Raw genomic sequence first — 20,396 nt, 5'->3', positions numbered from 1 at the left:
CACAAAAAGGAAGACCGATTATGCCTGAGGACACCCTCGAGGAATTTTCAATCGCGCCCGGAGACCGGATCTGCGTCACCGGCGGCGGCGGCTATCTTGGCCGCCATGTGGCCGCGGCCCTGCTTGCCCGCGGATTGCGGGTGGTGATCACCCTGCGCGACATTCAAAAGGCCGGCCCGGTCCGGGCCTCGCTGCAGGACTATCTGGGCAAGGACAGCCTCGCGGTGGAGTTCATCGAGGCTGATCTGACCTCTGACAACGGCTGGGGTCTGGCGGCGCAATCGTGCCGGGCGATCATTCATACGGCCTCGCCCTTTCCTGACCGCCCGCCCAAGAATCCGCAGCATCTGGTGAAACTGGCGTCCGAGGGCACCGAACGGGTGCTGCGCGCCGCCGCCGCCCATGGCACGCGCCGTGTTGTGGTCACGTCCTCCATTGTTGCGGTCACGATGAAACCGCTGGAGCCGGGACGCCTGTGTTACGATGAAAGCGACTGGAGCGACCCGGATGATCCCCGCACGGACGCCTATGCGCTGTCGAAACTGAACGCCGAGCGCCGGGCCTGGGCGCTGGCGGAGGAACTGGGGCTGGAGATGACTGTCATCAACCCCGGGCTTGCCTTCGGGCCGCCCATCGGCAGCAGCGGCGCGACGTCTATCGGGGTCATTCAGCGGTTCCTGAAAGGCCGCGATCCGGCGCTTCCCAATGCGGGGTTCCCTTGTGTCGATGTCCGCGATGCGGCTGAGGCCCATGTGCTGGCACTGCTGCGCAAAGGTGCTTGCGGGCAGCGGGTCATTGCCGCCAGTGAAACCCGGACGATGGTTGAAATTGCCAGGGTGATTGCCAAGCAATTCCCAAGCCGGGCCATCAAGACCGGCGCGGCACCGGATTCGATGGTGCGGGCCGCGGCGAAATTCGATCCGGTTCTGCAGAATGCCCTGCCGCATCTGGGTGCTGCGCCGGAGGTGTCCTGCGACCGTGCGCAGGCGCTTCTGGGGCTCAGCTTCCGCCCGATTGATGACAGCATTGCGGAAACCAGCCGCGTGCTGATGCAGCAGGAACTGGCAGCCGCGGATTAATCCGCGGCCCAGTCCGGCGGGGCTGGCAGAACACCGGAGTCCTGGGCGATCCTGTTCCGCAGCAAGCGGGCCAGGGTGCTCCGGAACCGCAGCGCGCCCCCGCCCATATTGGTCACCGGCATGATCAGCCGCAGGCTGTTGCAGGCAAAAACCTCATCCGCGGCCTGCAGATCCCTGGCGGTGAGCGAGGCCTCTTCAGCGGTCAGCCCTGCTTCTGCTGCCAGGCACAACAGCAGCCCCCGTGTCACCCCTGGCAAGACCCCGTCATGCACCGGCGGCGTGATCAGCCGGCCGCTCTTGATGGCAAAGATATTGGCCATCGTGGTACAGGCGGCAAAGCCGTGGGTGTTCAGGAACAGCGCATCCTCCAGCCCTTTCTGGCGGGCCGTGCCGGTGGCCAGAACCGCATCGAGATAGGATGAGGCGGTTTTCCACTGGCTGAGCGGCGAGGTCTCGTTTCTGGCGGCGGCGGCGATGTCCAGCGCAACCGGCTGGAACTGCAGCGACGGCGGCAGCGGCGACAGCGTGGCTGTCACCCGGCTGCGCTGCGACAGATCGATCGCCAGCCCCCGCGCCCCCGCACCGCGGCTGATGGACACCCGCAGGATCGCGGCGGCCTCCGTTTCTGCGCTGATGCCATAGGCGGCGGAGATCAGGCGGCAGTCGGCGCGATGGGCAAAGAAATCCGCCGAATGTTCCAGCCGCCGCTGGTGGGCCTGCCGCAGCACCGCCTTGCCGCCCAGGCACAGAACCGTATCGAACACCGCATCGCCAAGGGTGGCGCCGCGTTCAGAAGCGGCATAGACTGGGCTGCCGGGCGGGTGGAATTCCCCGTCCGACCACAGCAGCGGCAGCAGCTTGCCGCCGGTCATTCCGCAGCTTGCGGCTGGCTGCCGGCTGCGCCCAGCCCGATGGAACGCGCCAGCGCGTCCTTGAAGGCGGGGATCATTTCATTTTCCATGTCTGCGCAGGACACCGCGTCTTCGTCCCACAGGAAGACGGCGCGCAGGCTGTCCGGTGTTGTGGTGATCAGGAGCATGATCTTGCCCGGCGGAAACAGCTGCGGAAAGCTGAAATACCGGCGCGTCTGCAAGGCGGAGGAATTCAAAATCTGCGGCGGAACAGGGCCGATGTTGGATAGGATGAACGGCGATTTCACCACCAGCATCAGCACCAGTCTGGTTGCCAGAACCTTGGGCAGAAAGGCTATCACCTTGTGGTAAAAGGCATAGCGGGTGAGGTCGTCCAGCACCTTGCCGGCGCGCAGGGTCTCCACCGTTTCAAAAATCCGCGCGCGCTGGGTCCGGGTCGACGGGCCGGACGGAACCTCGATCGCATAGGGAACGGCGCAGATATCGTAGTAACCGTCCAGATCCTGGTCCGAGAACGGCCTGAGCGAGAAGTTGTCGATCAGCTTGACCTTGCCCTTGGGCTTTTGCCCTCTGGCTGCGTTGAAGGCGGTGATCGTTTCGACCCAGGCCGCAAGGTAAAACGGGTGCCGGCTGATCTGTTCAGCGCGGGCGAACTGGCGCAGATGCTGCCAGACATCGGGGCCAAGGTCTTCAAAAAGCACCCGGGTCCGTCCGCGCTGCAGCTTGCTGCTGGTATTGCCTGCCAGCGCCACCGGGGCCGTCACCGTTTCGCGCAGCATGTCCAGCATTGTCGCCGCAAAGGAGCGCAGATGGCGCCAGGCGGACCATTTGGGCATGAACAGTCTGGCATTTGCCCTGTCCGGAACTTCAGCCGGGGCTTCATTGGGGGTTTCGCCGCGCATCAGCGCCTCATAGGCGGTGACCAGCTGCACCGAGATCAGGTTTGCGGATTTTCCGCAGGTGTAGATATGGCTGGTGACGCTTTGCAGAATGGTCAGGTCGTCATATTCCGTGACAAAAATCCGCCACGGCGGACCGCTGGCGTGATCCAGCGGCTCGCCCCAGACATTTTGCGGCACCAGCTGATCCGCGGCCTGTTCCGGGCAGCGTCTCCGCGTGCGCACATAGCGGATGTTCGGCTGTGCCTGCGGGTTGCGCGCCCAGTGCCACCCGGCCGGCCAGGCAAAGGCGCCGGCCGCCTGCAGGGCCGCATGGCGCCGCGACACCGAGGCCGCCGCCTGACGCAGGATATCCAGGTCCGGTGCGTTTTCCAGTTCGAACCAGTCGCAGGAATTGCCGTTCAGCCCCTGACGGGCGAGCATCTTTTCATAGTAGATGTAGATGCGGTTCAGCGTCGTCATCGGATGGCGTTCAGGCATCGGCCAGTTCCTTGGCAGCGGCGGGCGATCCTGCAAGTGTTTGCGGCTGTACCCCGTCCGCTGCGGGCTGCTGGCGCAATTGTTCGCGGATTTCGCGTTTCAGCACTTTGCCTGTCAGCCCGCGCGGCGGGGTGGCGCCTTCCGGCATAATGATCACCTGCGACAGGTGTTGCGCCCAACTGCAGTTCTCTTTCAGCTCCGCCAGCAGATCCGCGGGACTGCCCGCATGTCCCGGTGCCATCTGCAGCAGCAGCACCGCTTCGTCCGCGCCAGAGGCGGGGCGGGCCGCCAGCACGGCCTCTTGCACGGATGGCAATTTCAGCGCTTCTTCCTCAACTGGCAGACCGTAGACCGGGCCATGGGCTGTGTTCACCGTGTCGACGTCACGGTCGATCTGGTAGAACCGTCCGAAGTTGTCCCGGAAGCCGACATCCCCGGTCCACCACCAGCCGTCCCGGACCACATCATGGGTGCGGTCGTGCTGGTTCCAGTAACCTTTGAACAGCGTCGGCCCCTTGACCATCATCCGCCCGACCTGGTGGGCAGGCAGGCGGCGGCCTTCTGCATCGGCAATTTTCACCGCCGGGCTGGCCGGTGTCGGCCGCCCCACCATCCGCCCATAGGTCCGGGTCCGCCGTTCGCTGATCTTCACCAATGCTGCAAAGCCGATTTCGGACGTCCCGAAGAACTCCATGAACAGGGAGCTGACCAGCGGTTTGCCGAACAGGCGCAGAAACGCGCCCTTGGCTGTCAGCTGCCGGATGAAATGCTCGTGCATTGCGTCGCCGCTGGACATCCACATCCTGACCGAGGCCAGGTTGTAACCGTCCAGGCCGGTCTGGCACATGTTCTGGTAGATGTCTGGAAAGGCAAAGAACAGGCGCGGCTGCCAGTCGCTGATTGACTGCAGAATGTGTCTGGCGCTTAGATCCGTGACGATATGGGTCTGCACGCCGGCCGCAAGCGAGGTGATGCAGCCGGCCTGGCTGATATGGTGGTTCATCCAGCCTGCGAACATCACCGGGTTGCGCCGGGTAATGAACTGAATCCGCATCTGGCCCTGGGCGGCCAGAATGAAACTGTCCGACCCGTGCAGAACCCCCTTGGGGAACCCGGTGGTGCCGGATGTGTGGCAGATCATCACGTGCTGGTCGCGGTCCATATGCGGCGGGGTGTATTCTGCCGGTGCCTGGGCAAAGGTTTCCGGCACCGTGATCACGTCGATGCCCGGCGCCTCGATGCTGCCGTTGGTCAAGAAGATCCGCTCAATCCCGTCCAGAGGCAGGCCGCTGTCCAGCAATGCCTGCAGTCCGGCGCAATCGGTTACAACCGTTCTGGCACCGCTATGGCGGATGAAGTTCAAAAAGTTCTGAACCGGCATCCGGCCATTGACGGGAACCGAGATTGCGCCCCGGCGCATCGCCGAATAGCTCCACAGAAAATAGTCCAGCGAGTTGCTTTTCCAGATCGCAACCCGGTCGAACCGGCGGACGCCGCGGCTGTGCAGCATGCGGCACAGCCGGTTGACAGTATCGCGCAGCCCGGCCCCGGTCAGCCCGTCATCCGGGATACCATACTGCGGCAGCTTTTCGTCGGTGGTGAAAAAGATCTCATGCTCGCGCCCGGCGATTGCGGTGTCCATCAGGGTTGCGATATTGACGGACCGGTCGAGAATAAATTTCAGACGTTTCGGAAACACGGTTAAGCCCTTTCCCTTAAAAGAAAATCCGGTATTCAAGGCCGATGTTGGAGCTGTCCTGCAGAGTGCCGTAGGGCGAACCCGCGGGACCATCCAGCCAATCGGCATACACATAAATCACGCTTTGGGAGCCAAGCCGGTATTTGCCCCGCAACCGCACATAGAGGTCGTCTTCAAACCAGCTGGACACAGTGGCTTCGGCGGACCGGCGGGTATCGTCGCTTTCCCAGGTGTAGGACAGGCTGGAGCCGGTTTGCCGGTCCTCGTACTGCCCGTAAACAGTCCTGACGCCGGCCGACAAGGGCGCCAGCGGACCGGCGCCGCTGCTGCGGCTGGTCTGCAGATCGCGCCAGAACAGCTGCACAGCCAGCCTGCTGGTGCCGGCCAGCTCGCGCTCGGCGCCGAAGACGGCCTGAAATTCATCCTCCGGCAACAGCGCTTGCGGAATGGCGAAACTGCCGGGTTTGTACTCATGCAGGGCGGCCTCGCCGTAGAACCGCCAGGCGCCGCGGACCAGGTCAAAATCCGCGCCTGCCATGAACAGATGCGGCACCACCGGCTGCACTCCGGTTCCGGCTGCAGACAAATAGGGCAGATTGGCCGGGCCGGAATAGACGCTGAGCCCCAGGTCGCCGAACCCCGCGGCCCAGCTGATCCGCCCGCCATAGGCCTGATCATCGCTTTCAACCGGTTTGTCCGGCAATGAAAGCGCGCCGGGGTAAATCCCCTGCGGCAGAACACTGCTGCGGGTGTTGGTATAGGCGTAGGCGGACAGCGTGACTTCGGGCCCAAGAAATACCGTGCCCCAGATCCCGTCGGACCCGAACCGGTTGCCCTGCTCTTCGTAGGTGGCAAAGCGGAAATTGCGCGGCGAGACCACATCGGTCGGGATGAATCCGTCAGCAATCCCCTGCACATTCACGTGCCGCCCGGCCCCAAGGGTAAAGCTGCCTGCCTGATACTCGGCATATGCCTCGCGCAGGGCCTGGGTTTCATTGACGGCCCGGTCTTCCCGGCCGCTGCCCTGCACGGTCCCGCCGGCGAACAGATCCAGCGCGCCGCCGGCGGCGTCCAGATTGCGGGAAAAATTATAGCTCAGACGCCCGAATACGCCGGTGCCGCTATCGGTGAAATTGGGGTTTCCGCCTTGAACCCCGGTGGCGAAATACCCGTTGAATTCCGCCTGGGCCGGTGCCGCAGCGGCCAGGGCCGTGGTCAGGACCAGGCCGGGTTTCAGAAGTCTTTGCAGCATGGTCAGGCAGCCTCGGCGCCGGTGTAGTCCCGGCAGAACAGGCGCAGCTGACCGGGCGAGGCCAGAAGGGTGTCCAGCCGGGTCAGTTTCAGACTATTTTCAAACGGATCTCCCGAGGGCGGCGCATGCAGCAGATCCGTCATCTGCCATGAGAAAGCCTGCCCGGCCCAGGCCCGTTTCAACGCCTTTTGCGCATACTCCGCCAAGGCGTTCTGCCGCCCCTCGAACAGCAGCCTGCGGAAGCTTTCGCTCAGGTCGCGGATGTCGGCGATGGCCAGGTTCAAACCCTTGGCCGCGGAGGGCGGCACGGTGTGGCCCGCATCGCCGGCCAGAACCACATTTCCAAGCTGCATCCGGTCTGCGACATAGCCCTGCATCCGGACCATCAGCCGTTCTGTCACCTTGCCGGGGCAAAAATTCACATCCGGCCCCAGGCGGCGCTGCATCTCGCTCCAGAACCGGTCATCGGACCAGTCCCCGGTCTGGTCGTCCGGCCCGCACTGCAAATAGGTGCGGCTGACCGCGTCCGAGCGCATCGACCAAAGGGCAAACCCCCGCGGATGGTAGGCGTAGGTCAGCTCGGGCGAGACCGGAGGGGTTTCGCTCAGCACGCCGGCCCAGGAAAACGGCAGGCGCTTGCTGCTGCCGCCTCCGGCGCCGTTCACCAGCCGGCGCGCCGGTCCGTGCGCCCCGTCGCAGCCGGCAACAAAGCGGCATTCCAGCCGGTGTTCGGCACCGTCCTTGCGATAGGTGATGACATGCGGTTCCGATTCCGGATCCGACAGCCGGATGTCTTCGGCGCCATAGACCGGGCTGCGGCCGCTTGCGGCCAGCGCATTGGTCAGATCGCATGTCAGCGCCGACTGGCCGTAAACCGTGCAGGAATGCCCGCCGCTCAACGCCTCAAGGTCGATACGCCGCGTCTGATCCCGCCAGCGCAGGTTCATGCCCCGCTGCGGCAAACCCAGACGGTCCAGGCGCCCGGCCAGCCCGGCCTGGCGCAGGAAGGCGACGCTGGCGTGATCCAGCTGCCCGGCCCGCACCCGGCGCTGCACATGCGCGCGGCTGCGGTGTTCCAGCACCTGATTGTCGATTCCCAGACGGTCCAGAAGAATCGAAAGAAGCAGCCCGGACGGGCCGCCGCCAATAATACCAACCGTCGTACGCATGGGGTTTTCCGCTCCGCTTTGCTGTTTCGCGCCGACGCTAGATAGCCGCGGCGGATACCGGAACTCTCAAAGTCGATAGGTGACAGACGGGCCGCAATTCCCGCCTTATCCGCACAATTCATTTCAGCCTGACGGCGTTTCCAGCCGGTTGATGAGCCTATGGCAGTAAAAGGATACAGAGCCTTGAAACTTCTCCTCGTCGACAATTTTGACAGCTTTACCAATAATATAGCCGACTTCCTGCGCGGCCAGCGTGATGGTCTATGTATCGATGTCATCCGCAATGATTGCTACGATTTCCTGCAGAGCCCGGAATTTTTGAGCTATGATGGAATCATCATTTCTCCGGGACCGGGCAACACCGGCGTCGCCAAGGATCTAGGCATCTCCCTGGATATTCTGCGCCGCGACAGCCGCCCTGTGCTGGGGGTCTGTCTGGGCCATCAGGCGATGATCGTCGAGGCTGGCGGCGTGGTTGAGCTGGCGCCGCAGCCGATGCATGGGCGGGTCAGTCAGATCACCTGCAACGGCGAGGGGCTGTTTGCAGGCCTGCCCAAAACACAGCGGGTGATGCGCTACCACTCCTGGACCGTGAACCCGGAGCTGCCGCCGGGCTTTGTCTGCGATGCCTGGACCGAGGATGGCATCGTGATGGGCATCCGCAGCACCGAATCCCCGCGCTGGGGTGTGCAGTTCCATCCGGAATCGATTGCCACCGAATACGGCAGAGCGATTCTCGGCAACTTCCTGAACCTGGTCGAGGCGCATCAGGGCCGGACCGCGGCCAAGGCCCGCAGCAACGCAGGTGGTTCTGCCCCGGCCCGCAGCCTCTACTGGCACAAACTGGGCGCGGCCATCGATCCGGCAACGCTGGCCGAAGCGCAGGGGCTGGTCAACGGCCGCCGTCCGCAGCTTCTGGAAAGCAGCCTCGCGCAGGAGGGGCTTTCACGCTACTCCATTGTTGAGGCGCCGGCAGCACCGGACCGCAGCATGACCTATTGCGTGCAGACGCAGATCCTGCGCGAATACGAGGGAACCGCGCTTGCCTCCGAGCGGCAGATGCCGGTGCTGGACTACCTCGGCAGTTGCCTGGGTGCGGTATCCTGTCCCGGCGGGCATCCGCCCTTCCCGTTCCTCGGCGGCCTTATCGGCTGGCTGGGCTATGAGCTGAAATCGGAATTCCTGGGTGTCTCCTCCCCGCCCTCGAAAACCGAAGACGCTGCCTTTCGTCACGTGACACAGTTCTTTGTGATCGACCATCTTGACGATGCGGCCTATGCGGCGGTGTGCCTTCCGCAGGACGCCGAGGAAGCCCAATTCGACAACGCCATGTCGGCGCTGCAAAAACTGTTCGCCAAGGCGGCCAGAATGCAGGTTGCCCTGGCGTCCGCTAAACCCCGCCTGCAGCTCGAATTCACCATGCGGCACGACCCGGAGGCCTATCTGGCCCGGATCATCAAATGCCAAGAGCAGATCCGCGCCGGGGAAAGCTATGAGCTGTGCCTGACCAACCAGATCACCGCAGATCTGGAAGATTTGGATGCATGGGAGTTCTACAAGCTTCTCCGCCAGCGCAACCCGGCGACTTACAGCGGCTTTCTGAACATCGGCGGCACCGAGATTGTCTCCTCTTCGCCGGAACGTTTCCTGCGCGCGGATCAATCCGGCCTGCTGGAAAGCAAGCCCATCAAGGGCACCGCCAAGCGCGGCGCCACCCCCCAGGAAGACGCAGAGCTGGCCCGGCGCCTGCAGACCACCGAGAAGGAACGCGCCGAAAACCTTATGATCGTCGATCTGGTGCGGCATGATTTCGCCGCAACCGCGATCCCTGGTTCGGTCGATGTGCCCAAGCTGTGCGCCATTGAGACTTACAAAACCGTGCATCAAATGGTCTCGACCATCCGCGGGCGGCTGAAACCCGGCCTGACCAGCGTTGATGCCATCCGGTCCTGTTTTCCCGGCGGCTCGATGACAGGCGCCCCGAAAATCCGCTCGGTGGAAATCCTTGATCAGCTCGAGGAAGGCCCGCGCGGGGTCTATTCCGGGGCGATCGGCTGGATCGGCTACAACGGGCAATCGGATCTTTCGATTGTCATCCGCACAGTGGTGAAACAGGGCGCATCCGTCTCCATCGGCTGCGGCGGGGCCATCACCTATCTGTCGGATCCCAAGGCGGAACTGGATGAGATCATGCTGAAAAGCCAGGCCCTGGTCCGGGCCTTGGCGGAACATCTCACCGGCAATTCAGACCACTACCGGATTTCCAACGGCCTGCAGGCGGCGCCGGCAGACACCTTCGCAAAGTGAAGCAGGACTTCGAAAAGGATACCCTCATGCCCGTTTCTATTTCACGGCTTCCCCGCCGCAGCTTTCTTGCCCTTGGGGGCGGCAGCCTGGCAACCGCAATGCTGGCGCCCAGCCTGGTGCTGGGCGCGCCGGATGCGCTGGAAGTTGCAACCGCGGTGAACAATATCGAGTTGACCGGAGCCATGGCGGCAATGGCCAAGGTCGAGCTGCGCCGCACCGGCGCGCCGGTGCGCACCCGCGATCTGGAAGTCTCCACGGCGCGGCAGGGCGGCAAGGATCTCAGCGACCGGCGCTATGTCTTTCTGGCCCCTGCGGATGTGCGCGATACCAAACTGCTGGTGCATGAGCAGGGCAGAAAGGACAATGATCTTTGGCTGATGCTGCCCAGCCTTGGCAAAGTGCGCCGGATTTCCGCCTCCAAACAGGCCAATGCCTTTGCCGGGACGGATTTCAGCTATGCCAACCTGATGGCGATGCGGCTGGAAAACTTCACCCATGCAATCACTGCCAGCAGTGGCAAAAGCATCACTTTGGAAAGCACTGTGCGCAACGCCTCTTATGGGCGCAGCATCGGCTATGCGCGCGCGGTGACGCAGGCCAGGGCCGGGTCGATGGTGCCGTTCCAGATCGATTACTTCGATCAGAAGGGGCGCCATCTGAAGACCCAGAGAATGTCCAAGCCCGCCCAGGCGCCGGATGGGAAACACATCCTGCGGTCGCGCCATATGATTGTGCAAGGCAAAGGCCGGGAAACCCTGATCAGCCTGAGCAAAATCGATTTCAAACCAAATTTCGGCGGCGGTCATTTCAGATCCCAAAGCCTTTGACGCCCCTTCAGGAGAACTAAGCGTATGCCTCTGGAACACTTCGGACACCTTAACGCGCCGAACCCCATCAACCCGCTGCTTGACCGCAAGCTCAAGACCTGCGGCCTGTACACTCAAGTAAACGGCGCCAGCGGAAACTGGCTGCATTGCAGCGGCGACAAGACCGTGCTGGACTTTGTGCCCGGCCACGGCTGTCTGCCGCTGGGCCATGGGCCGAATCCTGTTGCGGAAACAGTTTCAGAGACCCTGAAATTGCCGCTGACCAATCTGGTCCAGCCCTATTTTTCAGAAGCAACCGAAGTGCTGGCCCGGCGCCTGATGTCGCTGTCGCCGATCATCACCGAGCGTGTCAACTTTGCCACCACCGGAACCGAAGCGATTGAGATCGCGCTGAACTCTGCCCGGCTGGCCACCGGGCGGCTGCGCTTTATCGCGGCGGTCAATGGCACCCATGGCAAATCGATCGGCGGTCTTTCGGTCACGCACACCACTCCGGTCAACGAATTTGCCGAGCTGGCGGGCACGGTCTTTGTGCCCTTTGGCGACATTGATGCGATGGACCGCGCCCTGGCCGCCGAGGGTGACTCGATGGCGGCGGTCATTCTGGAGCCGGTGCAATCCGAGGGCGGCGTCAAACTGGCGTCCAAGGCCTATTTCGAAGCTGTCCGTGCGCTGTGCGACAAACACGGCGTTTTGCTGATTCACGATGAAATAATGACCGGAACAGGCCGCACCGGGCATTTCTTCGCAACCGAATGGACGGGCGGCAATCCGGATATCATCGTTCTGGGCAAGGCTCTGGGCGGCGGTGTGATGCCCATATCGGCATGTCTGCTTGGCCCCCGTGCGGTGACCAAGTCGCTGGATTTTCAACAGATGTCCAGTTTTGCCGGCAGCGCCTATGCCGCTACCGCGGCCAATGCCATGCTTGACGTGCTGCTGGAAAACGATGGCGAGCTGCTGCGCAGCATCCGCGCCCGCAGCGGCACCCTGGACGGCATCCATCAGGGGCTGCAGCGCGCCTATCCGGACCTGATCGCAGACACCCGCGGCTGCGGGCTGCTGCATGGCATTGAATTCCGCCGCCAGACTAATGTGGTTGCCGGATCCGAGGGGGCCTTCCTTGGCCTGGCCGGTTCGGGCCAGCAATTTCCGGCGCTGACGGCAGGGCACATGCTGTCAAACGGCGTCCGGGTCACGCCGGCAGCGAACTGCAAGGGCGTGCTGCGGATCATGCCCAGCTACCTGACCACCGACGCGGACTGTGAAACCTACGCCGCCGCATTGGAGGAATGCCTGGATGCGCTGGCCGCACAGGACACGGTGCGCGCCACCAAGCATATCACCGGCACCGCCAAGGCCGGGGAACGGGAATCCGCTGTTGAATTCCTGGGGGCGGATCCGGTCGGCGAAATCGGCCCGGACGAAGGCCGCTTCGGCTTTATCGTGCACCAGCTGGAAACCGACGATCTGCAGAACCTCGATCCGCTGCTGCGGCAGGTGACGCGCAGCCAAAGGGATGTGCTGACCAATCTTCTGGGCGAGTTCGACGAGCCTATTCTGCTGAGCCGCGCCCGGATCAAGGGCAAGGACGGCTCCAGCGCGGTCGGCGACTTCATCCTGCTGCCCCGCAGTGCCCGGCAGCTATTGGCCATGCCGCAGGACGACGCCTGCGAGCTGGTGCAGAAATGTGTCAATCTGGCCGTCAAACGCGGCGCGCGGATTGTTGGTCTGGGCGGCTATACATCGATTGTGACACGCGGCGGGTCCCGGATTGATCCGCTGGGCCAGGCGGTGACAACCGGCAACGGCTTCACCATCGAAGCAGCCCTGATGGCCGCGGACCGGGCCACCACCACGCTGGGCCGCAACCAAAGCGACGCCACCGCGGCGATTATCGGCGCGGCAGGGTCAATCGGCAGCGGCATGGTGCAAATGATCTCGGCCCGGGCCCGCCGCCTGTATCTGTTTGTGAACCCGGCGACACCGCTGGAAAAATCCTTCTTGCGGCTCAAGCGGTCGCTGGCCGCGGGGCTGAAAGCCGCCCGCGACGGCGAGCTTCCGGCCCGTCCCGGCTCCGTTCTGGACCGTGCGCTGAAGCTGATAGACGGGCAAACGGATCCGGCGGAACTGGCGGAACAGCTATTGCGCGACCCCGAGTATTTTGTGATCTCAGACAATTGCAGCCGTGATCTGCGCAACGCCGATATCATTTACTCGGCCACCAGCTCTACCGACAAGCTGATCACGCCTGAGGACCTGCGCCCGCAAAGCGTGGTCTGCGATCTGTCCCGGCCTGGCAACATCAGCTACCGCTGCCGCGAAGAACGCGACGATGTGCTGATCATGGACGGCGGCGTCATTGCCTATCCTGGCCGTCCGCAGCTGGCCCTTGGCATTCCGATGCCCAAAGGGGTCGCCTTTGCCTGTATCGCCGAAACCGTCATGCTGGCGCTGCGCAAGCATTATGAAAACACCTCTGTCGGCGCCGCGCCATCGCACCGCGAGGTCAGCATGCTGCGCGAAATCGCTGCCGACACCGGGTTTGAACTGGCAGATCTGCGTGCGTTCGACCGTCCGATCGGCCGGGTCGATTGGGGCAGCCTGATCGGCGACGGCAGCCCGGAGGCCGCCGGAAAGGGCGCGGCTTTGTCCCGTGCCAGCGCAGCCGCGGACCCGCGGTCGCTGACCAGTGGCGACAGCATCGACTATTATCACCGCCTGATCGGCCAGCGTGCGGAAGGGATCAGTGCAAGCGATCCGGCGATCAAGGAGATGGACGGCGGGATTTTCACCTGGAAGGATCTCGATCATGCGGCCGGCGTGTCGGCTGCCCGCGTCCTGACGCTGGGCATCAGCCGCGGCGACCGGGTGTTTGTGGCAGGGGCCGGCAATTTTGCCCATATCGCTGCGGTTGCAGGCCTGTGGCGCATCGGCGCCGTGCCGGTCACCCTGGACAGCTCGCTGCCGCAGGACCGCCTGCGGGCGATGACGCAGGTGGCCAATCCGGTTCATGCGCTCTGCAGCCCCGGTATGGAAGCCGGTCTGCAGGATCTGCTGCCGGTGGCACTGCTTGAAAGCAACGCGCAGCTGCTGGGCCCGACCGCAGCCGGCCCGCAATCCACAGCCGCAAGCGCCGGGGAGGAGGCTGTTGTGATCTTCACCTCGGGGTCCACCGGATTGCCCAAGGCGGTGCCGCATTCCTTCCTCGACCTGGTCAACATGGCCGAGAACTATGGCCGCCACAACGTCGGGCTGTCGCCAAAGGACAACGTTATCGTCACCTCCAAGCTCAGCTATTCCTATGGCTTTTCGGTGTCGATGACCGCGCTGTATCACGGTGCCGCCCTGTTGCTGGGCAACGGCCGGTTCGATCCCGCCGCCATTCTGGACCAGATCGAACAGCAGAAGGCGACGGTGCTGTTCTCGGTGCCGACCGTCTACAGCATTCTGGTCAAGCAGCCGCCGCGCGATCTGTCGACGCTGCGCCAGTGCATCGCCGCCGGCGAGGCCCGCTCGCCCTTTGTCGATGACGCTTGGGAACAGATCAGCGGCATCAGCATCCAGGATGGTCTTGGCGCCACTGAAATCATGTCCTTTGCCCTTGCCACCCCCAAGGGCGAAACCGGCGGCAGAAGCATCGGCACCATCGTTCCGGGCTTCAGCATCGAAATCCGCAATGCGCACGGGCAAGTGACCCGCACCGGGGAGGCCGGCGTCGCCTGGGTGCGCGGCAATTCGGTGGCCGGAGGCTACCTTGGCAATCCGGACGCAAGCGCCAAGGCGTTTCAAGACGGCTGGTACCGGACCGACGACATCCTGCGCATGGATGGGGATGGCCGGTTCCATTACCTGGGCCGGGCAACCGACCTGACCAAAGTCGGCGGCGTCTGGGTCTCACCGGCGGAAACCCAGAATTTCCTCAACGCGCATCCGCTGGTCGCGGAATGCGCAGTGGTCCTGCGCGAGCATCCGGAACCTCTGGTGCGGCCCTATGCCTTTGTGGTTCCCGCCGCAGGCGCCACCGCCGGGCCAGAGCTTGAACAGGCATTGAAGGACGCCATCCGCGGGAAACTCGCCAAGGCCCAGATCCCGCACAAGATCTTCTTCCTCGATGAACTGCCGCGCACCGGCAACGGCAAGGTGCAGCGCTTCGCTCTCTCGGACATGGTCCAGGACAAAATCAACCTTGAATCCATCAGGCTGCAGTAAGATCCATGACACATTCAAAACCCCTTCTCGCCAGGTTCATGCGGCGCTTCGCCGCCTTCGTTCTGGCACAGCGCGTATTGGCAATCGTCTTTATGCTGGCGGTATCCGCCACCCTCATGAGCGGCCTTGCCCGCCTTGGCTTTGACACCTCTCCGGAAAGCTTCTTTCTGGAGGGGGCCGAGGTCATCGAAGACTGGTATGCCTTCAAGGAAAAGTACCAGTCGGACGAGTTCTCTTTCATCGTCGTGACCCCGCCAGAGGCCAACGCCGCCTTTGTCCAAAAGCTGGAGGGGCTGGCAACCCGGCTGGAAGACATCGACGGTGTCGACCGGGTGACCGCGCTGCACAACGTCCGCTCGATCACGGGCGAGGATGATGTCCTTGATGTTGGTGACTATCTGCATGCCGGCCTGTCGCAGGCCGAAGTCACCGAACGGCTGGAACAGGCCTCCGCCCACCCCTATTACCGCGGGCTGTTCGTCAATGACCGCGGCACGCAGTTCGGCGTTCTGGTGGAAACCGTCAGCACCTTCTCCAACGCCGACAAAGAGGGCTTCACCCAGGCGGTGCGCGCCGTGCTTGCACAGCCAGAGTATGCCGCCTGGGATGGCATCGCCATCGGCGCGCCGATCCTTGACGCGGACGTGCAGCGCATTGTCGGCATGGAAAGCGGCATCTTCGGTAGCATCACCTTCACGCTGGTGATGGCCGGCTTCTTTGCTGCCTTCCGCCACCGGCTGGCCCTGGTGCTGCCGCCGCTGGTCGCCTGCCTGTCCATTGCCTGCGCGCTTGGCGCGATGGGGCTTTGGGGCGCTGACGCCGGCCTGCTCACACCGATTGTTCCCTCTTTCCTGATTTCAGTCGGGCTGGGCACCGCGGCGTATCTGCTGTCGGATTTCACCACCGCCCGGCGCAGGGGCGAACCGGTGCAGGCGGCCATTCTGGACACCATGGAACAGGCCGGCGGCCCGGCGCTGCTGGCCAATATCACCACTGCCGGCGCGCTGTTTGCCTTCTCCGGCTCGCGTGTTCTGCCGGTGCGCGACGTGGGGCTGATCCTGGGCATCGGCCTGATGACGGCCTGCATCTTCACCCTGATCCTGTTTCCGCTGCTGGCCAATCTGTGGGGCCACCGCATCCGGCAGCAGCCGGGCCGCACCACGCACAGCCCGGCGCTGGCCGCAATGGCGAACTTCGCCATCGGCGCGCCGCGGCTGATTGTGGCCGTGTTTGCGGTGCTGGTGGGTTTCGCCATCGCAGGTGTCAGCAAGCTGGAAACGGATTACTACTATCTGGGTACCTTCAAGACAGACTCGGATCTGTTTCAGGCGCATCAATCCGCCAATGCGGCCATTCCGGTCTCCAACTCCATCGAGGTTCTGATTTCGCTTGGCAAAACCGATGCATTGAAAGAACCCGCCGCCCTGCGCGCAGTTGATGCCATCACGCAAAAGGCACTGGCGGCCGTGGATCAGGATGTGCCGGTCAAATCCTACACTCTGGCCGATGTGGTCAAGGAACTGTCGGAACAGACCCTGGGCAGCTATGCCATCCCTGACGACCGCACCGCCATTGCCCAGCTGATCCTGCTGTTCGAAAGCTCCGGCCATGACGAGATGGAGCGGGTTGCCAATGCCGGCTTCGACGAAGCCCGGCTGACCTTCCTAGTGCCGTCGCGCGCCTACAGCGCCTATACGCCGCTGGTCGAAACCATCAAGGCAGAGGCCGCCGCCGTTATGGCCGAAGCGGGCTATCCGGATGCCGGGGTTGTGGTCACCGGCGTGGTTCCGATGTGGCTTGAAATCAGCACTTTCCTGACGGAAACGCAGATCTCTTCCTTTCTGATGGCGACTGCAATTGTGGCGCTGGTGATGATGCTGATCGCCCGGTCGGTGGTGATCGGCCTGACAATGGCGGCTATCAACGTCTGCTGCGTGCTGCTGGTCCTGGGCTTCATGGGCCACATGGGGATTATCCTGGATCCCTTCACCATTCTGATCGGCGCAATTGCTTTGGGCATCCTGGATGACGACACAATCCATTTTGCCCGCAACTTCCTGGACCGCCGCAAGCAGGGCGCGGACCTGGATACCGCCCTGCACCGCACCTTCCAAAGCGCGGGCAAGGCGATGGGCATACAGACCCTGATCCTGGTGGTGGCTTTCATTGTCTACACAACCGGTTCCGTGCAAAGCCTTGCCACCTTCGGGTTTGTCACCACGGCAACGATCTTTCTGGGGCTGCTGGTTGAATTCACCGTCACCCCGGCGCTGCTGATCCTGCTGTCGCGCGGCAGTGCGCTTCGAACCGGCAAGAATCCGGTGCCAGAGGCCGATCCGGACAGTTACCGCCCGGTACTGGAAATGCCGGACCCTGTCCGTCCGGCGCCAAACTGAGGAGGGCCAGATGTCATATCTCAAACCGCATGAGCTCGCAGATGCGATGGTCGAAGCCGGCGCCTCCAAAGTGGGCCTGTCCGCCAAAGACACATTGATCCGGGCCTATATGGCAGGTGCGATCCTGGCTTTGGCCGCCGGGTTTGCAGTGACCGTCACCGTCAACACCGGCAACCCGCTGATTGGCGCGCTGCTGTTCCCGGTTGGTTTCTGCATGCTCAGCCTGCTGGGGTTCGATCTGCTGACCGGGGTATTCACCCTGGTGCCCTTTGCGGTGCTGGCCAACCGGCCGGGCTGCACCCCGCGTGCGATGCTGCGCACCTGGGCACTGGTCTTTGCCGGAAACTTCCTCGGTGCCATGACAACAGCCATCTTCATGGCGACGATCCTGACCATGGGTTTCACCCAGGAAGCCGGCGATGTCGGGCAGAAACTGCGCACCATCGGTGAAGCCCGGACCCTGGGCTATGCCGAGGCCGGTCTCGGCGGCATGACAACCCTGTTTATCCGGGCCGTCATGTGCAACTGGATGGTCTCCACCGGCGTGGTCGCCGCGATCATGTCCACCAGCGTCTCGGGCAAGGTGATCGCGATGTGGATGCCGATCCTGATCTTCTTCTATCTCGGGTTCGAGCATTCGGTGGTGAACATGTTCCTGTTCCCCGCCGGGCTGCTGCTGGGGGCCGGTTTCACCTGGGCCGACTACCTGCTCTTCAATGAGATCCCCACCGTGCTGGGCAACCTTGCCGGGGGCATCACCTTTGTCGGGGCAACGATCTATTCAACCTACTACCGCCACAAGGGGTTCAGCCACGAAACCGCGGGTGATGCCCCGCTGGAGAAGGTCTGAAAGAAAACGTCTGCTGACAGGCCTGGCAGCCGTACTGAAAAACGAAAAACGGCTTTGGCTCCGTTTCAATCCAGGCTCCGGCATCACAGGGTGCCGGAGCCCTTTGTCTCCAGAGCTGATCTGAAATAAAGCGGATCAGTGAATTCGCGGCTTAAACAGGGCGCTGTTCTGCGCCGCGGCGCCTTCGCGTGAGGCTGCATAGGCGGCGATCCTTTCGAATGCATCGACATACTGGATCAGTTCAGCGAACAGGCTCATACCCATCGGACCGCGGTTCCCAGGATAGACGGTCAGGTTGCCGGGCATGGTCCGGTTGCAGCGCGAGGGCCTGCCCATCTCAAACGGCTCATGGAAGCGATCGCAATTAAAGGCATTGCACTGCCCGACGTGGCCGGGGAACTCGGCCAGATGTATCTGGAGCAGATCGATGGCCTGATCGTTCATATCTCGGCGCAGCGCTGGCGATGGGACCCGGTCAACCGTCGGCACAGCTTCGTTGTGAGTGATCACTGCCCGACAGCGGCGTCTGCCGCCCAGTAGAATGGCGGCTTGCCTCGAATTACGTCCCGAATTCAAACCACTCGCCCTTGGTAAACATCGAGGCCCAAGGTGTTTTCAACAATATCCGCGCGTTTCATCCGATTAGTTAACATAAGAGGGATTACAGGTATAATTTGTGCGCGCGGGTGGATTTGCCGGAGCGGCTTTGATGCTGTAACCGCCCCCGACATGACCGCCTCCCAATATAGATTGTTCCGATCCCACCTTGGCACGTCGATGCCGTCGGGGGCGGTTACAGCATCAAAGCCCATCAAAGCCTGAAGAAAGAACGGCATTACAACTTCAGGTTATTGATTGTTGGTTTTCTGAAGTTGTTTTATTAAAATACCATAATAAATTGTTACTCGCCCTTGGCGGGCATAGCGAGTTGAGGGATATTGCAATACCCGTAAACGTAGTTTTCTGCAGGCGGAATCCAGCGGTGCAAGCATTTTTCGTTACTGATGCCGCCGCCCCGGCGGCCCGCCCTGACCCGCAACCGATCGGAAAGGATGTGCTCCGCCACTGAAACAAGGGTGCGTGCCGCCACCCGCCATTATGCTGAGGGAATTTTGAAAGTACTCATTCTTGCATATGCCTGCGAGCCGGGCAAAGGCGGCGAAGGCGAAATCGGCTGGGCGCTGGCAAACCGGCTGGCAGGCGCGCATCAGGTCTGGGTGCTGACCCGCAGCAACAACCGGCCTGCCCAGGCCGCGGCAAACCGGAACCCGGATCTGAAGCTCCTCTATTATGATCTGCCGCGCCTGTTCACCGCCCTGAAGGGCCGCGGAAAAAAGAACTTCCTGCTGTATTACTACCTTTGGCAGCTTGGCTCTGCCGCCGCAATCCGCCGGTTTGACCGGGTTCACGGCTTTGATGTCATCCACCATCTGACCGGCGGGATGGACTGGATGCCCTCTGGCGCCGCCTTTCAGAAAAAGCCGTTTGTCTGGGGGCCGGTGGGCAGCGAAAACACCCATCCGCTGATCCGCAGGCAGATGCCCTGGCGCGCCCGGCTTAAGGACATGGCCCGTACTGCGCTGCGCTATGGCCTGCGCAATCTGGACCCCGGCGTCCGCCGCACCCGCGCCCGGGCGGATGTGATCCTGTCGCACACGCCGGGCAACCTCCCCGCCAAGCTGCAGAACAAAGTGGTGCCTTTTGTGCAGACCGGGATTGAGCCCGCGCCGCGGATGGCGCAGCGGAAAACGGATCTGCAGCGCGGCAGGGTGATCCGGATTATCTATGCCGGTGAATTTGTTGATTGGAAGGGCGCGCTTTTGGCGGTCCGCGCCTTTGCCGCATTTCATGCCGCATATCCGCAGTCCCGGCTCACGATGGTTGGCGCAGGCAACCAGGAGACCGCGATCCGCGCGGTGATCGGCCGCAACGGTCTGGACGCCGCGGTGACGCTGACCGGGAAACTGCCGATGGAGACGCTGCTGGGCGAACTGAACCGCGCCGATGTTTTTCTCTATCCCAGCTACCACCACGGGTTGGCGACCGTTCTGCTGCAGGCCATGCTGACCGGCCTGCCCACCGTTTGCCTGGAGGGGGACGCCATTGGCCGGGCGGTGGGTCAGGAGGCCGGAATAACCCTGCCGCCGCCGGGCTCCGGCGATGCTGCCGGAGTGCTGGCGCAGGCGTTATTGACGCTGGCCGCGGATGAGGACTTGCGGCAGTTAAAAGCCAGGGCTGCAATTGATCTGGCCCTGAGCACGTATAATTATGATGCGATCACAGCGCGGCACGCGGACGTTTACTGTTCCCTTTTGGCGCAGCCCGGCACGGCAGCCGGATCTGTGTGAGCTGCC

13 protein-coding genes are annotated in these 20,396 nt (G+C 62.9%); 7 read left to right on the top strand and 6 right to left on the bottom strand.

Going from position 1 to position 20,396, the window contains the following annotated elements; genetic code table 11:
- Positions 1–20 precede the first annotated feature (20 nt).
- Positions 21–1,079, top strand: a complete 1,059-nt coding sequence (locus A2I95_RS13605) for an NAD-dependent epimerase/dehydratase family protein (RefSeq protein ID WP_291730375.1) — start codon at positions 21–23, stop codon at positions 1,077–1,079.
- On the opposite strand, the gene A2I95_RS13600 is transcribed toward A2I95_RS13605, so the two are convergent.
- The 5 genes from A2I95_RS13600 to A2I95_RS13580 are packed head-to-tail and all read right to left on the bottom strand — an operon-like array spanning position 1,076 to position 7,450.
- The gene (locus A2I95_RS13600) at positions 1,076–1,951 is read right to left on the bottom strand and encodes an aminotransferase class IV (protein ID WP_291730374.1); all 876 of its coding nucleotides are present in this window, start codon (positions 1,949–1,951) and stop codon (positions 1,076–1,078) included. The genes A2I95_RS13605 and A2I95_RS13600 overlap by 4 nt on opposite strands.
- Positions 1,948–3,330, bottom strand: a complete 1,383-nt coding sequence (locus A2I95_RS13595; RefSeq protein ID WP_291730372.1) for a hypothetical protein — start codon at positions 3,328–3,330, stop codon at positions 1,948–1,950. Before A2I95_RS13595 ends, A2I95_RS13600 begins: the two co-directional genes overlap by 4 nt.
- Positions 3,323–5,029 (bottom strand): class I adenylate-forming enzyme family protein, encoded by a 1,707-nt coding sequence (locus A2I95_RS13590; RefSeq protein WP_291730371.1) that lies wholly within the window; start codon positions 5,027–5,029, stop codon positions 3,323–3,325. Before A2I95_RS13590 ends, A2I95_RS13595 begins: the two co-directional genes overlap by 8 nt.
- 16 nt (positions 5,030–5,045) lie before the next feature.
- The gene (locus A2I95_RS13585; RefSeq protein ID WP_291730370.1) at positions 5,046–6,281 is read right to left on the bottom strand and encodes a hypothetical protein; all 1,236 of its coding nucleotides are present in this window, start codon (positions 6,279–6,281) and stop codon (positions 5,046–5,048) included.
- Between the two features lie 2 nt (positions 6,282–6,283).
- A complete protein-coding gene (locus A2I95_RS13580; RefSeq protein ID WP_291730368.1) occupies positions 6,284–7,450 on the bottom strand; it encodes a 4-hydroxybenzoate 3-monooxygenase in 1,167 nt (388 codons plus the stop codon).
- Between the two features lie 183 nt (positions 7,451–7,633).
- Here A2I95_RS13580 and pabB point away from each other — a divergent pair, with 183 nt between their 5' ends.
- Genes pabB through A2I95_RS13555 form a run of 5 tightly spaced genes read left to right on the top strand, consistent with a single transcriptional unit; the run spans position 7,634 to position 18,042 of the window.
- Positions 7,634–9,757, top strand: coding sequence for an aminodeoxychorismate synthase component I (pabB, locus tag A2I95_RS13575; protein WP_291730367.1), 2,124 nt, complete (start codon positions 7,634–7,636; stop codon positions 9,755–9,757).
- Positions 9,758–9,783: 26 nt separating this feature from the next.
- Entirely contained in the window at positions 9,784–10,584 is an 801-nt protein-coding gene (locus tag A2I95_RS13570) for an outer membrane lipoprotein-sorting protein (protein WP_291730366.1), read from the top strand.
- Positions 10,585–10,608: 24 nt separating this feature from the next.
- Complete coding sequence (locus tag A2I95_RS13565) at positions 10,609–14,796, top strand: aminotransferase class III-fold pyridoxal phosphate-dependent enzyme (RefSeq protein WP_291730365.1); 4,188 nt, start codon at positions 10,609–10,611, stop codon at positions 14,794–14,796.
- A gap of 5 nt (positions 14,797–14,801) precedes the next feature.
- On the top strand, positions 14,802–17,192 hold the full coding sequence (locus A2I95_RS13560) for an MMPL family transporter (protein WP_291730364.1): 2,391 nt from the start codon (positions 14,802–14,804) through the stop codon (positions 17,190–17,192).
- Positions 17,193–17,202: 10 nt separating this feature from the next.
- Positions 17,203–18,042 (top strand): formate/nitrite transporter family protein, encoded by an 840-nt coding sequence (locus A2I95_RS13555; RefSeq protein ID WP_291730363.1) that lies wholly within the window; start codon positions 17,203–17,205, stop codon positions 18,040–18,042.
- Between the two features lie 135 nt (positions 18,043–18,177).
- Here A2I95_RS13555 and A2I95_RS13550 read toward each other — a convergent pair whose 3' ends face one another.
- A complete protein-coding gene (locus A2I95_RS13550; protein ID WP_291730362.1) occupies positions 18,178–18,486 on the bottom strand; it encodes a hypothetical protein in 309 nt (102 codons plus the stop codon).
- Between the two features lie 668 nt (positions 18,487–19,154).
- Between A2I95_RS13550 and A2I95_RS13545 the strand changes: the two genes are divergently transcribed.
- The gene (locus A2I95_RS13545; protein ID WP_291730361.1) at positions 19,155–20,390 is read left to right on the top strand and encodes a glycosyltransferase family 4 protein; all 1,236 of its coding nucleotides are present in this window, start codon (positions 19,155–19,157) and stop codon (positions 20,388–20,390) included.
- Positions 20,391–20,396 lie beyond the last annotated feature (6 nt).

The sequence above is a fragment of the Leisingera sp. F5 genome, assembly GCF_001593695.1.
This window is presented reverse-complemented; position numbering and strand designations above follow the sequence as displayed.